Below are 14,371 nucleotides of genomic sequence, written 5' to 3' on the forward strand. Positions count from 1 at the left end.
TCAGCGCCTCTGGTTGCCCTGGCGACGCAGCATGAAGGCGAGTCGCTCCAGCAGCTGGGTATCCTGCTCGTTCTTGACCAGCGCTCCGGCCAGCGGCGGGATCGCCTTCACCGGGTCGCGGTGGTAGAGCGCCTCTCGGGCCAGCTCGTCGGCCATCAGAAGCTTCAGCCAGTCCACCAGTTCCGAGGTGGAGGGCTTCTTCTTGAGGCCCGGGGCCTCCCTCAGCTCGAAGAACACCTCCAGCGCCTCGCCCACCAGCTTCGGGGCGATGTCGGGGAAGTGCACGTCGACGATGGCCTGCATGGTCGCCCGGTCGGGGAACTCGATGTAGTGGAAGAAGCAGCGGCGCAGGAAGGCGTCGGGCAGCTCCTTCTCGTTGTTGGAGGTGATCACGATGATCGGGCGGTGGCGCGCGGTCACGGTCTCGCCGGTCTCGTAGACGTGGAACGCCATGCGATCCAGCTCGTGGAGCAGGTCGTTGGGAAACTCGATGTCCGCCTTGTCGACCTCGTCGATTAGCAGAACCACCCGCTCGTCGGCGGTGAAGGCCTCCCACAGCTTGCCGGGCTTGATGTAGTTGGCGACGTTCTCCACGCCCTCGACGCCCAGCTGGGAGTCGCGCAGGCGGCTCACCGCGTCGTACTCGTAGAGCCCCTGGGCGGCCTTGGTGGAGGACTTGATATGCCAGGTGATCAGCCGCGTGCCGAGAGAGCGGGCCAGCTCCTCGGCCAGCAGGGTCTTGCCGGTGCCCGGCTCGCCCTTGATCAGCAGCGGGCGCTCCAGGGTCACGGCGGCGTTGACCGCCTGTTTCAGGGCCTCGGTGGCGACATAGGTCGCAGTGGAATCAAACGCCATGGAGTGTGTGCCTCGGCAGATCGTCAGGAGTGGGGATATTCGAACAAGTGTACGGAAGGGCGGCGATGGCGACAAATCACTCCCGCTGCTTCGGGCGGTAGGCCTCCACCAGGATCGCCGGGTCGTGCTCGGCGTGGCCGCGGGTGGCATGGGCGCGCATCAGCTGGGCGGCGAGGGCGCTCATGGGCGTGGCGCTGCCGCTGCGCTGGCTCTGGGCCACCGCCAGATCGAGGTCCTTGAGCAGGGTGCGCAGGTGCCAGGGCGGGTCGGCGAAGTCGCTCGTCGCCATGCGCGGGGTGAGGATCTGGAAGGGTCTGGAGTCCGCGAAGCCCCCGGAGAGCGCCTCGACGAGGCGGGTGGCCTCCACGCCGCTGGCCTCGGCCAGCGCCACCATCTCGGCGAGCACCGCGGCCTGGCAGCCCACCACCATCTGGTTGCATACCTTGGTGACCTGGCCGGCGCTCACCGGGCCCATATGGGTGACCCGAGCCGCCATGGGGGCGAGGGCCGGGCGGATGGCGTCGATGGCGTCCGCCTCGCCGCCGGCCATCATCACCAGGCTGCCGGCCTCGGCGCCGGCCACGCCGCCGGAGACCGGGCAGTCGATCCAGCGCATCCCGCACTGCGCCTCGAGCCGGGCGGCGAAGTCGCGGGTGGCCGCCGGGTCGCTGCTGGAAAGGTCGATCAGGGTCTGGCCCGGGCGCCCATGCGCCGCCACGCCGCCCTCGCCGAACACCACCTGCTCCACCACGGCGGTATTGGCCAGGCAGAGCATCACCACCTCCACGCTGGCCACCAGCTCGCCGACGCTGGCGGCCACCCGGGCGCCGGCCTGGCCCAGCGACTCGGCCTTGGCGGGGGTACGGTTCCAGACGGTCACATCGAAGCCGGCCTCCAGCAGCCGGCGGGTCATGGGGTCGCCCATCAGGCCAAGCCCGATAAAGCCGAGTTGGGAATTCGTCACGCGGTGCTCTCCGTAAAAGGAAAGCATGCAGAATGTGCGATCCGAGCCGACGGCATCAAGCGCATCGGCCGCGAACGGGGCTGGCTGCGGCCAGAAGAGCGCGCTAGTGTCAAACGGTAACCGCGTGGGCGCTAACCGGCCGCGCAGCGCCATGTTGAAGGAACCCGTCATGCCTCAGCCGCTTCAACCCACTCACCTCGCAGGGCTTCACGCCCACGCTCACGGGGCCTGCTGCTGCGGCTCGCCGCTGCTCCAGTGCTTCCACGAGCGCATGATGGCGGAGATCAGCCGCCGCCACTTCCTGGGCGGAACCGCCGCCGTCATGGCGCTGTTTGCCGGCCTGCACGCCCCCTCCGCGGTGGGGGAGGCGCCGAAGGAGCGCGAGGGTCCGCTGCTGCTGACCCGCCTGCGTCTGTTCGACGGCAGCGGGGCGCCGCTGCGCGACGATGTGGCGGTGCGGGTAGAGGCGGGGCGCATTGCGGCGCTGCTGCCCGGTGACGCCGACCCCGAGGGCGCCGAGGTGATCGACTGCGGCGGGCAGGTGCTGATGCCGGGGCTGATCGACGCCCACTGGCACACCACCCTGGCCGGCATCACCCAGGTGGCGGCGATGACCGCCGATGTGGGCTATGTGCACCTGGTGGCGGCCCGGGAGGCGGAGCGCACCCTGATGCGCGGGGTGACCAGCGTGCGCGACGTGGGCGGTCCCTCGTTTGCGCTCAAGCGCGCCATCGATGAGGGCATCGTGGCCGGGCCCCGGATCTATCCCGCCGGCGCCATGATCTCCCAGACGTCGGGCCATGGCGATTTCCGATTGCGCCACGAGGTGCCCCGCGGCACCGCCACGCCGCTCAGCGAGCAGGAGCGCCAGGGGGTGGCGGCGATCGCCGACGGCGAGGCCGAGGTGCTGCGCCGCGCCCGGGAGCAGCTGATGCTCGGCGCTTCCCAGATCAAGCTGATGGCCGGCGGCGGGGTGGCATCCACCTACGATCCCCTGGACAGCACCCAGTTCACCGAGCGCGAGCTGCGCGCCGCGGTGGAGGCCGCCGAGGACTGGGGCACCTACGTGATGGTGCACGTCTATACCCCGCGGGGGATCCAGCGCGCCCTGAGGGCCGGGGTGCGCTCCATCGAGCATGGCCAGCTGGCCGACGAGGAGAGCGTGCGCATGATGGCCGGGGAGGGCGCCTGGTGGAGCCTGCAGCCCTTCCTGCAGGACGAGGATGCCAACGTCTATCCCGATGCGGCGCGCCGCGAGTCCCAGCGCCAGGTGGCCGAGGGCACGGTGCGCGCTTACGAGATGGCCCAGCGGTTCGATGTCAGGACGGCCTGGGGCACCGATATCCTCTTCAGCCCGCAGAACACGCCGAACCAGCTGCGCCACCTGGCCAAGCTCACCCGCTTCTACGACCCGCTGACGGTGCTGGCCATGGCCACCGGGCGCAACGGCGAGCTGCTCGCCCTCTCGGGGCCGCGCAACCCCTATCCCGGCACTATCGGGCGTATTGAGCCCGGCGCCCTGGCCGACCTGCTGGTGGTCGACGGCGACCCGAGCCGCGACCTCGACTTCCTCAATGACCCGGAGCGCAACCTGCGCCTGATCATGAAGGGGGGGCGCATCTACAAGGATCGCCTGGGGGAGGGTTGAGGATGGCCGGCGCTTCTTACCCGGGGCCCCTGCCTCGCCATGGCGCATTTCGCGCCTGTGGGGCGCCCGGATGGTGCAGTGCGGCATGGCGTCTGAGGGTGCGTTTCCCCTCCCTGCCAGGGCGTTAATTCAATAACCTATTGATATATAATGAGTGATTAAGGATCTGGCCCGCCGTTCGCAATGTGTTAGGCATGATCGCTGAACCACCTGGCGATCGACGAGTGAGCTGGCGTGCTCCACCTGGCCCCCTTCGGGGGGCCTTTTTTATGCTTGGCAGGTGGGCGCTCGTAGTCTACATTTGTTGAAAATGTAGAAATTACCCATCGCCAACCCACGGAGCCCTCTCCATGAGCCAGATCACCCCCGTCACCTGGGAAGACCCCTTCCGCCTGATCGACCAGCTCAGCGAAGACGAGCGCATGGTCTACCAGACCGCCCACGATTACTGCCAGGAGAAGCTCCTGCCCCGGGTGCTGGAGGCCAACCGCCACGAGATCTTCCACCGCGAGATCATGAACGAGATGGGTGAGCTCGGCCTGCTGGGTTCCACCATCGACGGCTACGGCTGCGCCGGCCTCAACTACGTCAGCTATGGCCTGGTCGCCCGCGAGGTGGAGCGGGTCGACTCCGGCTACCGCAGCGCCATGAGCGTGCAGTCGAGCCTGGTGATGTACCCCATCCACGCCTTCGGCAGCGAGGCCCAGCGCGAGAAGTACTTGCCCAAGCTGGCCACCGGCGAGTGGGTGGGCTGCTTCGGCCTCACCGAGCCCGACCATGGCTCCGACCCGGGCGGCATGGTCACCCGTGCCACTCGCACCGACAGCGGCTGGCGCCTCAACGGCACCAAGACCTGGATCACCAACTCTCCCATCGCCGACGTCTTCGTGGTGTGGGCCAAGGATGACGAGGGCGTCATCAGCGGCTTCATCCTCGAGAAGGGCATGAAGGGCCTCACCGCGCCCAAGATCGAGGGCAAGTTCAGCCTGCGTGCCTCCATCACCGGCCAGATCGCCATGCAGGACGTGGAGGTCTCCGACGACCAGCGTCTGCCCAATGTGACCGGCCTCAAGGGCCCGTTCTCCTGCCTCAACCGCGCCCGCTACGGGATCGCCTGGGGCGCCATGGGCGCGGCCGAGGCGTGCTGGCATGCGGCACGCGACTACACCATGGACCGCAAGCAGTTCGGCCGCCCGCTGGCTGCCAACCAGCTGATCCAGAAGAAGCTCGCCGACATGCAGACCGAGATCACCCTGGGCCTGCAGGCGGCGCTTCGCGTGGGTCGCATGATCGACGACGGCCAGCTAGTGCCCGAGGCGATCTCGCTGATCAAGCGCAACAACTGCGGCAAGGCGCTGGACATCGCGCGGGTGGCCCGCGACATGCACGGCGGCAACGGCATCAGCGACGAGTACCACGTGATTCGCCATGTGATGAACCTCGAGGCCGTCAACACCTACGAGGGGACCCACGACGTCCACGCCCTAATCCTGGGGCGCGCCCAGACTGGCCTGCAGGCATTTACCGGCTGATCCGCGGCAGCTGCAACGTTGCCCATCACAAGGGGCGCCGGGGGCAAGCCGAAGAGGAGGTCCGATTCCAGGGAAGGAATCGGTAGCGTACAGGGAGGTATTCACAGCGCCTCCTCGCAGGCTTGTCGCCGGAACAGCCCCGTAGGCTACACGCTCTGTAAGGAGTCAAGATGAGCGGACCGCTGGAAGGCATTACGGTGCTCGACATGTCGCGGGTGCTGGCCGGTCCCTGGGCCGGCCAGCTGCTCGCCGACCTGGGCGCCCGGGTGATCAAGATCGAACATCCCGAGCGCGGCGACGACACCCGGGGCTGGGGGCCGCCGTGGCTGGCCGAGGGCGATGCCCTGGAGCAGGTGGCTGCCTACTACCTCTGCGCCAACCGTGGCAAGCAGTCGCTGGCCGTGGATATCGCCACCGAGGAGGGCCAGGCGCTGGTGCGCCGGCTGGCCGAGGGCGCCGATATCCTGCTGGAGAACTTCAAGGTGGGCGGGCTTGCCAAGTACGGCCTCGACTACCCGAGCCTCAGGGCCCTCAACCCGCGGCTGATCGGCTGCTCCATCACCGGCTTCGGTCAGGAGGGACCCTACGCCCACCGCGCCGGCTACGACTTCATGATCCAGGCCATGGGCGGACTGATGAGCCTCGGCGGCGAGCCCGACGGCATGCCGATGAAGACCGGCGTGGCGATCACCGACGTCACGACCGGGCTCTACGCCACCGTGGGGGTGCTGGCGGCGCTGCAGGAGCGTGAGCGCACCGGGGTCGGGCGCCATGTGGACGTGGCCCTGCTCGATGTCCAGGTGGCGACGCTCGCCAACCAGGCCCTCAACGCCCTGGTCTCGGGCCGCGACCCGGAACGCCACGGCAACGCCCACCCCAATATCGTCCCCTACCAGGCCTTCGCCTGCGCCGATGGTCACCTGGTGCTCACCGTGGGCAACGACGCCCAGTTCGCCCGCTTCGCCCGCCTGCTCGGCCACCCCGAGTGGGCCGATGACCCGGCCTACGCCACCAACGCGGCGAGGGTCGGCAACCGCGAGGTGCTGGTGCCGATGATCCAGGCGATCCTGATGACCCGCGGTCGGGACGAGTGGCTCTCCGAGCTGGAGGCGCGCGGCATTCCCGCCGGGCCCATCAACACCCTCACCGAGGTGTTCGACGACCCCCAGGTGCAGCACCGCGCCATGCGCCGCACCCTCAGGCGGGGCGAGCTTGAGGTCCCCCAGGTGGGTAACCCCCTGCGCTTCGATGGCGAATCCGCCACCAGCGAGGTGGCGCCGCCGCGCCTCGGCCAGGACAGCGATGCCATCCTGGCTGGGATGGGGCTGACGCCGGACGATATCGCCCGGCTGAGACGGGCAGGGGTGGTACGTTAGCGGGGAGAGAAACGGCGGGTCAGGCCCATTTCGGCGATCATGCGGGTGGAGATCTCCTCCACCGAGAAGCGGGTGGTGTCGATGAAGGGAATATGCAGCTGGCGATAGAGCCCCTCGGCCTGGCCGACCTCCTGCATGCACTGGTCCATGGAGCTGTAGCGGCTGTTGGGCCGGCGCTCGTGGCGGATCGCCGCCAGCCGGCGCGGGTCGATGGTCAGCCCGAACAGCTTGTGGCGGTGGGGCGCCAGGGCCTTCGGCAGCTTGAGGACGCCATCCTCGTCGAGGTCATCCTCGGTGAGCGGGTAGTTGGCGGCGCGGACGCCGAACTGCAGCGCCAGGTAGAGCGAGGTGGGGGTCTTGCCGCAGCGCGAGACCCCGACCAGGATCACGTCGGCCTTGTCGTACTGGTGGGTACGGGCGCCGTCGTCGTTGTCCAGGGCGAAGTGCACCGAGTGGATGCGGTCCATGTAGACCTCGTCCTGCCCGATGGCGTGGGTGCGCCCCACGCTGTAGCTGGAGCGGGTGGCGAGCTCCTGCTCGAGGGGCTCCAGGAAGGTCGAGAAGATGTCGACCTTGAAGCCCTCGGCCTGGCGGATCACGTCGCGGATGGCGCTGTCGACGATGGTGTCGATGATGATCGGCTTCTCGCCATCGTGCACCGCGGTGCCGTTGATCACCTCCACCAGGTTCATGGCCTTCTCGACCGAATCGATGTAGGGCTTGGTGACCATGCGGATCTCGACGTTCTCGAACTGTGCCAGCAGGCTGCGGCCCAGGCTCTCGGCGGTGATGCCGGTGCCATCGGAGATGAAGAAGGCGGTACGGGTCATGTCGGTGTCGTCGCAGCAAGTGAATGGAAAAGGTAGTAAAGGCAGCGGGCCCTATTGTCGGTGCCCGCGCCGCCTGCCACAAGCATCGGCCGTCCGGCCACTTGGTTAGTCGACTACAGGAATCCGTGAAAAGCGGCCGTTCTTGTAAAAATCCTCCAGTGTCTTCGCTGTTAGACCAATGGCGAATATGGCCCTCGCTTGGTAGAGTGCCGACCATCCCGTCATGCCTCCTGGCATGACCACCTGTCGTCGAAAGCCAAGGGGGTTCCGTGGACGATTACATTCTGTGGTTCGAAGAGCTGGGCATGGACGATGTAGAGCGCGTAGGGGGCAAGAACGCCTCCCTCGGCGAGATGATCTCCAACCTGGCCGGCGCCGGGGTCACCGTGCCCGGCGGCTTCGCCACCACTGCCCACGCCTACCGCGAATTCCTCTCCCACGAGGGGCTGAACGAGCGCATCAACGCCGCGCTTGCCACCCTGGACGTGGACGATGTCACCGCCCTGGCCCGCACCGGCGCCGAGATCCGCCAGTGGATCATCGACACGCCGCTGCCGCCCGCCTTCGAGCAGCACCTGCGCAGCGCCTACGACCAGCTTCTCACCCGGCACCCCAACCTCAAGGTGGCGGTGCGCTCCTCGGCCACCGCCGAGGACCTGCCGGACGCCTCCTTCGCCGGCCAGCAGGAGACCTTCCTCAACATCGAGGGCTTCGACAACATCAAGCGCGCCGTGCATGAGGTGTTCGCCTCGCTGTTCAACGACCGCGCCATCTCCTACCGGGTGCACCGCGGCTACGCCCATGAGAACGTGGCGCTCTCCGCCGGCGTCCAGAAGATGGTGCGCTCCGAGACCGGCGCGTCAGGCGTGATGTTCACCCTGGACACCGAGTCCGGCTATCGCGACGCTGTCTTCGTCACCGCCTCCTGGGGCCTCGGCGAGACCGTGGTGCAGGGCGCCGTGAACCCCGACGAGTTCTACGTCCACAAGCCCACCCTGGCCGCCGGCCGCCCCGCGGTGCTGCGCCGCAACCTGGGCTCCAAGCTGATCAAGATGGTCTACGGCAAGGAGGCCAGCGCCGGCAAGTCCGTCGAGACCGTCGAGGTGCCGCTCAAGGAGCGCGGCCGCTTCTGCATCGGCGACGAGCAGGTGATGGCCCTGGCCCGCCAGGCGGTGACCATCGAGCAGCACTACCAGCGCCCCATGGACATCGAGTGGGCCCTGGACGGCGACGACGGCGAGCTCTATATCGTCCAGGCCCGCCCGGAGACCGTGGTTTCCCAGCAGGAGGGGGGCAAGCTGGAGCGCTTCCAGCTCAAGGAGAAGGGGCGCAACCTGATCTCCGGCCGCGCCATCGGCCAGCGCATCGGCCAGGGCACCGTCAGGGTGGTGTTCTCCCCGGAGGACATGGAGAAGGTGCAGAGCGGTGACGTCCTGGTCACCGACATGACCGACCCCGACTGGGAGCCGATCATGAAGCGCGCCTCGGCCATCGTCACCAACCGCGGCGGGCGCACCTGCCACGCGGCGATCATCGCCCGCGAGCTCGGCATTCCCGCCGTGGTGGGCTGCGGCGATGCCACCGAGGTGCTCGCCGACGGCCGCGACGTCACCGTCTCCTGCGCCGAGGGCGACACCGGCCACGTCTACGAGGGGCTGCTGGCCTTCGACCGCAGCGTGACCAGCGTCGATGCCATGCCCGAGATCCCCTTCAAGATCATGATGAACGTCGGCAACCCCGACCGCGCCTTCGGCTTCGCCAGCCTGCCCAATGCCGGCGTCGGCCTGGCGCGCCTGGAGTTCATCATCAACCGCATGATCGGCGTGCACCCCAGGGCGCTGCTCGAGTACGACCGCCTCCCCGCCGACCTGCAGCAGACCATCGACCTGCGCATCGCCGGCTACGCGAGCCCGGTGGACTTCTACGTCGACAAGCTGGTCGAGGGTATCAGCACCCTGGCCGCCGCCTTCTACCCCCAGCGGGTCATCGTGCGCCTGTCGGACTTCAAGTCCAACGAGTACGAGAACCTGATCGGCGGCAAGCTCTACGAGCCCGGCGAAGAGAACCCCATGCTCGGCTTCCGCGGCGCCGCCCGCTACATCTCCGAGACCTTCCGTCCCTGCTTCGAGCTGGAGTGCCGGGCGCTGAAGCGGGTACGCGAGGAGATGGGCCTGACCAACGTCGAGGTCATGGTGCCCTTCGTGCGCACCCCCGACGAGGCCCGCCAGGTGGTCGAGCTGCTTGCCGCCAACGGCCTCAAGCGCGGCGAGCATGACCTCAAGGTCATCATGATGTGCGAGCTGCCGGCTAACGCCCTGCTGGCCGACGACTTCCTCGAGCACTTCGACGGCTTCTCCATCGGCTCCAACGACCTGACCCAGCTCACCCTGGGGCTGGATCGCGACTCCGGCATCGTCGCCCACCTCTTCGACGAGCGTAATCCGGCGGTCAAGAAGCTGCTGGCCATGGCCATCCAGGCCTGCAAGGCCCAGGGCAAGTACGTCGGCATCTGCGGCCAGGGCCCGTCGGATCACCCGGACCTCGCCAAGTGGCTGATGGAGCAGGGCATCGACTCCGTCTCCCTCAATCCCGATGCGGTGCTGGAGACCTGGTTCATGCTTGCCGGGGAAACCCTGGGCTAAGCCGCCAGCAACGCTGATTACGCCCGGTCGACCTCCAGTCGGCCGGGCGTCTTTCGTCTATGCTGACAGACTCCCGCTGACCCGATCGTGACAAGGAGCCTGTCCATGACCCTGCCCGCCGTTCCCTTCCGCCGCCGCCTGCTGTTGCCGGTGACTGCCGCCCTGATGCTTGGCCTGCCGCTCGCGGCCCAGGCCGAAGTGGCCTTTCAGTACGACCTGCCGGCCATCGCCCCCGAGGTCGCCTCCGAGACACAGGAGAAGCCCGGCTGGGCCACGGAGCGCTTCGCGGTGGCCGCCGCCAACCCGCTGGCCACCGACGCCGGCTACCAGGTGCTGAGGGCCGGCGGCAGCGCCATCGACGCCGCGGTGGCCGTGCAGATGGTGCTGACCCTGGTGGAGCCCCAGTCCAGCGGGATCGGCGGCGGCGCCTTTTTGATGCACCACGACGGTGACGAGGTGGCCGCCTATGACGGCCGCGAGACCGCGCCGGCCGCCGTCGACGGCGAGCTCTTCCTCGACGAGGAGGGCGAGCCGATGCCCTTCATGGAGGCCGCCGCCAGCGGTCTCTCGGTGGGGGTGCCCGGCACCGTGCGCATGCTGGAGCTGGCCCACGCCGAGCACGGCCGGCTGCCCTGGGCGGAGCTCTTCGGCCCGGCGATCCGGCTGGCCGAGGAGGGCTTCGCGGTGAGCCCGCGACTGGCCACCAGCCTCGAAAGCGAGCAGCCGCTGCGCGACGATCCCCTGGGCAGCGCCTTCTACTACCCGAACGGCGAGCCGCTCGAGGCGGGGGTGACGCTGAAGAACCCGGCCCTGGCCGCCATCCTGCGCGAGATCGCCGAGCACGGAAGCCGGGCCCTGCACGAGGGGCCGATCGCCGAGGACCTGGTGGCCCGGGTGCAGGGCCACCACAGTCGTGCTGGCGCCATCACCGCGGAGGACCTGGCCGGCTACGAGGCGAAGCGGCGCGACCCGATCTGCACCGCCTGGCAGGCCTACGAGATCTGCGGCTTCCCGCCGCCCTCCTCGGGCCACCTCACCGTGATGCAGATCCTCGGCATCCTGGAGCACCTGCCCGAGGTGGAGACTCCTCTGGAGGAGGGCGTGCCCGGCGAGCCCTGGCTGCACCAGTTCCTCGAGGCCTCGCGGCTGGCCTTCGCCGACCGCGGCCACTACATCGGCGACCCGGACTTCGTGGAGGCCCCCGGCGGCGACTGGTCGGTGATGCTCGCCCCCGACTACCTGGCGCTGCGTGCGGGGCTCATCGGCGAGGAGAGCCTCGGTAGCGGCGGCGCCGAGCCCGGCAATCCGGGCGAGCTCGCCACCGCCTGGGCCAGCCAGCCCGAGCAGCCGGAGTACGGCACCAGCCATATCAGCATCGTCGACGAGCACGGCAACGCCATCGCCATGACCACCACCATCGAGGCCGCCTTCGGCTCGCGCATCCTCGCCGACGGCGGTACGGGGCTTGCCGGCGGCTACCTGCTCAACAACGAGCTCACCGACTTCTCCTTCACCCCGCAGGACGAGGCGGGCCAGCCCATCGCCAACCGGGTGGAGGCGAACAAGCGGCCGCGCTCCAGCATGAGCCCGACCCTGGTCTTCGCACGCGACGGCGACAGCCGGGGCGAGCTGGTGGCGAGCCTCGGCTCGCCGGGCGGGGCGGCGATCATCCACTACACCGCCAAGGCGCTGGTGGCGATGCTCGACTGGGGGCTGGATGCCCAGGAGGCGCTGAACCTGCCCCACGCCATCACCCTGGGCGGGCCGGTGTTCCTGGAGGAGGGGCGCTTCCCGGCCGAGACCCTGGAGGCGCTCAACGCCCGCGGCCACGAGGCCAGCGAGCGTGAGCTGGTCAGCGGGCTGCAGGCGATCCAGCGCACCGAGACGGGCTTCTTCGGCGGCGCCGACCCGCGCCGGGAAGGGGTGGTGATGGGCGATTAACCCCTCAGCCAGTTGCGCAGCTTGACCAGCAGCAGGGCGCCGTCGCCGAGTTCGCGGCGGTCGTCCAGCAGCTCGGCGAGCAGCCCCGGGAAGGGGTGGTGATGGGCGATTAACCCCTCAGCCAGTTGCGCAGCTTGACCAGCAGCAGGGCGCCGTCGCCGAGTTCGCGGCGGTCGTCCAGCAGCTCGGCGAGCAGCTCCGGGCGGTCGGTGATGATGGCGTCGACGCCCAGGTCGATCAGCTGAGACATCCGGGCGCGGTCGTTGATGGTCCAGGCGTGCACCTCGTAACCGTAGTAGCGCGCCAGGCGGATCTCGTTGTCGGTGATGCGGTTGTGGCGCAGCCCCAGGGCATCGAAGCCGCGACGGTCCAGGGTGCCGGGCAGGATCAGCTGGGCCAGCAGGGTCACCCTGAGCTCGGGCTCCCGGGCGCGAATCTCCTCCACCAGAGCCGCCGACATGGTGGCCACGCGGGTTTCTCCGATCACGTCCACGCTGCCGCAGGCCGCGGCCGCCTCGGCGTCCGCGGCCTCGTCGTGGCAGGCCTGGCGTCGGGCCGACTCCTCGCGCAGGGCGGCGATCACTCCCTCCACCAGGGCCACCTCGCGGCCAGGGTCCGGCTTCATGTCGATCATCAGGGCGTTGCGAGCGCGCACCGCGGCCAGGGTCTCGTCGAGCCCCGGGATGCGCTCCCCCTGGAAGGCATCGCCGAACCAACTGCCCACGTCGAATACGGCCAGCTCCTCCCGGGTCAGCTCGCCGAGGTTGCGCGGATCGCCGGTCAGGCGGGTCAGGCTGCGGTCGTGGAACAGCACCACCTCGTCGTCGGCGGTGAGGCGCACGTCGATCTCCACGTAGTCGGCGCCGTCCTGTATCGCCTGCTCCACCGCAGCCAGGGTATTCTCCGGGGCGGCCATGGAGCTGCCGCGGTGGGCGATATTGGCGACCTCGTCGCGCAGCTCGAAGCTGTTGACGATCAGCCATGCCTGGGAGAGGGCGAAGACGATCACCCCAATCTCCAGCGCCCAGGCCAGGCGCCCGGGGTGGGCGCCCTTGGGCGGCGGCGCGGGGCGCGGCTCGCGGTGCGCCAGGCGCAGGGTGAGGCAGGCCGAGAGCAGGGCGTTGGCGGCGATACCGACGAAGGTGATAGCCAGGGTCACCAGCACGTAGGCGGTGAGGTAGGCCAGGGTGGCCGGCACCAGCACGGCGTTGCGCTCCGGCAGCCACCACAGCATCGGTGTGAAGAGCCGGTCGAAGAGCAGGGTAGCGACCAGCGGTAGGGCGATGATCAGCAGCAGCAGGGCGATCACCGCCAGGGCGATGGGGCCCTTGCGGCCATGGGTCAGCCGGTGGCTGCGCTTGAGGGCCTGGCGGGGCCAGAGGCCCTCCAGCGCCACCAGCGGCAGGGCGAGGATCCAGCGGAAGTAGAGGGTTGCGGCGATGGCCGCCCAGACCACCACCAGGGGCAGGCCGATGGCCAGGAACTGCCACAGTGCCGGCGGGCGCACCCGCTGCACGTAGTAGGGGTCCAGCCCGCCGAGGAAGGTGCCGTAGAGCCAGGCAATGGCAAAGGCCACCGGAATGACCAGCAGCAGGTGGCTGCCCACCTGGACCACCACCAGGGCCGCCAGCTGCGGCAGGCGGCGCAGGGTCCACCAGAGCGCCTCGAAGGCCAGACGCACGTGGTTGTCCCGGGGGCGCGCCGCCACCAGGATCATCCCGGCCTGCTGCAGGTAGAGCACCAGGAAGGTGAGGCCGATGGCGGCCAGCAGCCAGAGGGCGCCGCCGGCACTCATCAGGATATCGATGAGCTCGGCGTTGGTGATCACCGGGCGCCCGAACTGGCCGAGCAGCCGGGTCAGGCTCCAGGCCACCGCCGGCAGCAGCAGCAGCGAGGCCAGCAGGGTGAAGAAGAGGTAGTAGACGATCAGCGGCCGCAGGTGCTCGCGCAGGGTGCGCAGCACGTCCCGGCTCAGCTGAGAGAGGGCCAGCATGGGGCGTTCGGCGTCATGGTCATGCCCCTAGGGTGACACCCTCGGGCAGCGGGCGGCAAGGGGCCGCCCGCGCGGGGAAGGGCGAAGGCGGCTCTCAGCCCTCCAGCGGCAGGCGCGCATCGGCCACCAGGATGCCGTTGTTGTCGGCGTAGAGCCACTCGCCGGGCGATAGGGTCACACCGGCGAAGGTCACCGGGATGTCGCGCTGGCCCTCGCCGCGCTTCTCGCTCTTGCGCGGGTGGGCGCCCAGCGCCTGCACGCCGAGCTCGGTCTCGGCCAGCACGTCCACGTCACGCACGCAGCCGTACATGATGACGCCCGACCAGCCGTTGTCGGCGGCCTGCTCGGCCAGCATGTCGCCCAGCATCGCACAGCGCTGGGAGCCCCCGGCGTCCACCACCAGCACGGCGCCCTCGCCGGGCTCGGCCACCGCTTCCTTGACCAGAGAGTTGTCCTCGAAGCACTTCACGGTGCGGATCGGCCCGCAGAAGGCATCGCGACCGCCGAAATTGATGAAGATCGGGTCCAGCACGCGGACCTCGGGATGGGCGTCGCAGATGTCGGGGGTGATGATATGGCTCACGTCGGGG

At 69.1% G+C, this 14,371-nt stretch carries 10 protein-coding genes; 5 read left to right on the forward strand and 5 right to left on the reverse strand.

Annotation, left to right across the window (positions count from 1 at the left end):
* Both HIR79_RS08870 and HIR79_RS08875 read right to left on the reverse strand, forming a co-directional pair.
* Entirely contained in the window at positions 1-855 is an 855-nt protein-coding gene (locus HIR79_RS08870; RefSeq protein WP_169958057.1) for an AAA family ATPase, read from the reverse strand.
* Positions 856-931: 76 nt separating this feature from the next.
* Entirely contained in the window at positions 932-1,819 is an 888-nt protein-coding gene (locus tag HIR79_RS08875; RefSeq protein ID WP_211620992.1) for an NAD(P)-dependent oxidoreductase, read from the reverse strand.
* Between the two features lie 169 nt (positions 1,820-1,988).
* On the opposite strand from HIR79_RS08875, the gene HIR79_RS08880 reads away from it, so the two are divergent.
* From HIR79_RS08880 to HIR79_RS08890, 3 genes are all read left to right on the forward strand, one after another.
* Positions 1,989-3,467, forward strand: coding sequence for a metal-dependent hydrolase family protein (locus HIR79_RS08880; RefSeq protein WP_169958059.1), 1,479 nt, complete (start codon positions 1,989-1,991; stop codon positions 3,465-3,467).
* Between the two features lie 350 nt (positions 3,468-3,817).
* On the forward strand, positions 3,818-4,999 hold the full coding sequence (locus HIR79_RS08885) for an acyl-CoA dehydrogenase (RefSeq protein WP_169958060.1): 1,182 nt from the start codon (positions 3,818-3,820) through the stop codon (positions 4,997-4,999).
* 170 nt (positions 5,000-5,169) lie between these two features.
* Positions 5,170-6,375, forward strand: a complete 1,206-nt coding sequence (locus HIR79_RS08890) for a CaiB/BaiF CoA transferase family protein (RefSeq protein ID WP_169958061.1) — start codon at positions 5,170-5,172, stop codon at positions 6,373-6,375.
* On the opposite strand, the gene ppsR is transcribed toward HIR79_RS08890, so the two are convergent.
* Positions 6,372-7,205, reverse strand: coding sequence for a posphoenolpyruvate synthetase regulatory kinase/phosphorylase PpsR (ppsR, locus tag HIR79_RS08895; protein ID WP_119023659.1), 834 nt, complete (start codon positions 7,203-7,205; stop codon positions 6,372-6,374). The genes HIR79_RS08890 and ppsR overlap by 4 nt on opposite strands.
* A gap of 269 nt (positions 7,206-7,474) precedes the next feature.
* On the opposite strand from ppsR, the gene ppsA reads away from it, so the two are divergent.
* Together ppsA and ggt are read left to right on the forward strand one after the other, a co-directional pair.
* Positions 7,475-9,847, forward strand: a complete 2,373-nt coding sequence (gene ppsA, locus HIR79_RS08900) for a phosphoenolpyruvate synthase (protein WP_169958062.1) — start codon at positions 7,475-7,477, stop codon at positions 9,845-9,847.
* Between the two features lie 105 nt (positions 9,848-9,952).
* Complete coding sequence (ggt, locus tag HIR79_RS08905) at positions 9,953-11,788, forward strand: gamma-glutamyltransferase (RefSeq protein WP_169958063.1); 1,836 nt, start codon at positions 9,953-9,955, stop codon at positions 11,786-11,788.
* Positions 11,789-11,897: 109 nt separating this feature from the next.
* Here ggt and HIR79_RS08910 read toward each other — a convergent pair whose 3' ends face one another.
* Both HIR79_RS08910 and rraA read right to left on the reverse strand, forming a co-directional pair.
* A complete protein-coding gene (locus tag HIR79_RS08910; RefSeq protein ID WP_169958064.1) occupies positions 11,898-13,781 on the reverse strand; it encodes a glycerophosphodiester phosphodiesterase family protein in 1,884 nt (627 codons plus the stop codon).
* A 94-nt stretch (positions 13,782-13,875) separates the two neighbouring features.
* The gene (gene rraA / locus HIR79_RS08915) at positions 13,876-14,364 is read right to left on the reverse strand and encodes a ribonuclease E activity regulator RraA (RefSeq protein WP_119022180.1); all 489 of its coding nucleotides are present in this window, start codon (positions 14,362-14,364) and stop codon (positions 13,876-13,878) included.
* Positions 14,365-14,371 lie beyond the last annotated feature (7 nt).

Origin of the sequence: Halomonas sp. PGE1, from assembly GCF_013000985.1 — a bacterium.
GTDB classification, from domain to species: domain Bacteria; phylum Pseudomonadota; class Gammaproteobacteria; order Pseudomonadales; family Halomonadaceae; genus Halomonas; species Halomonas alkalicola.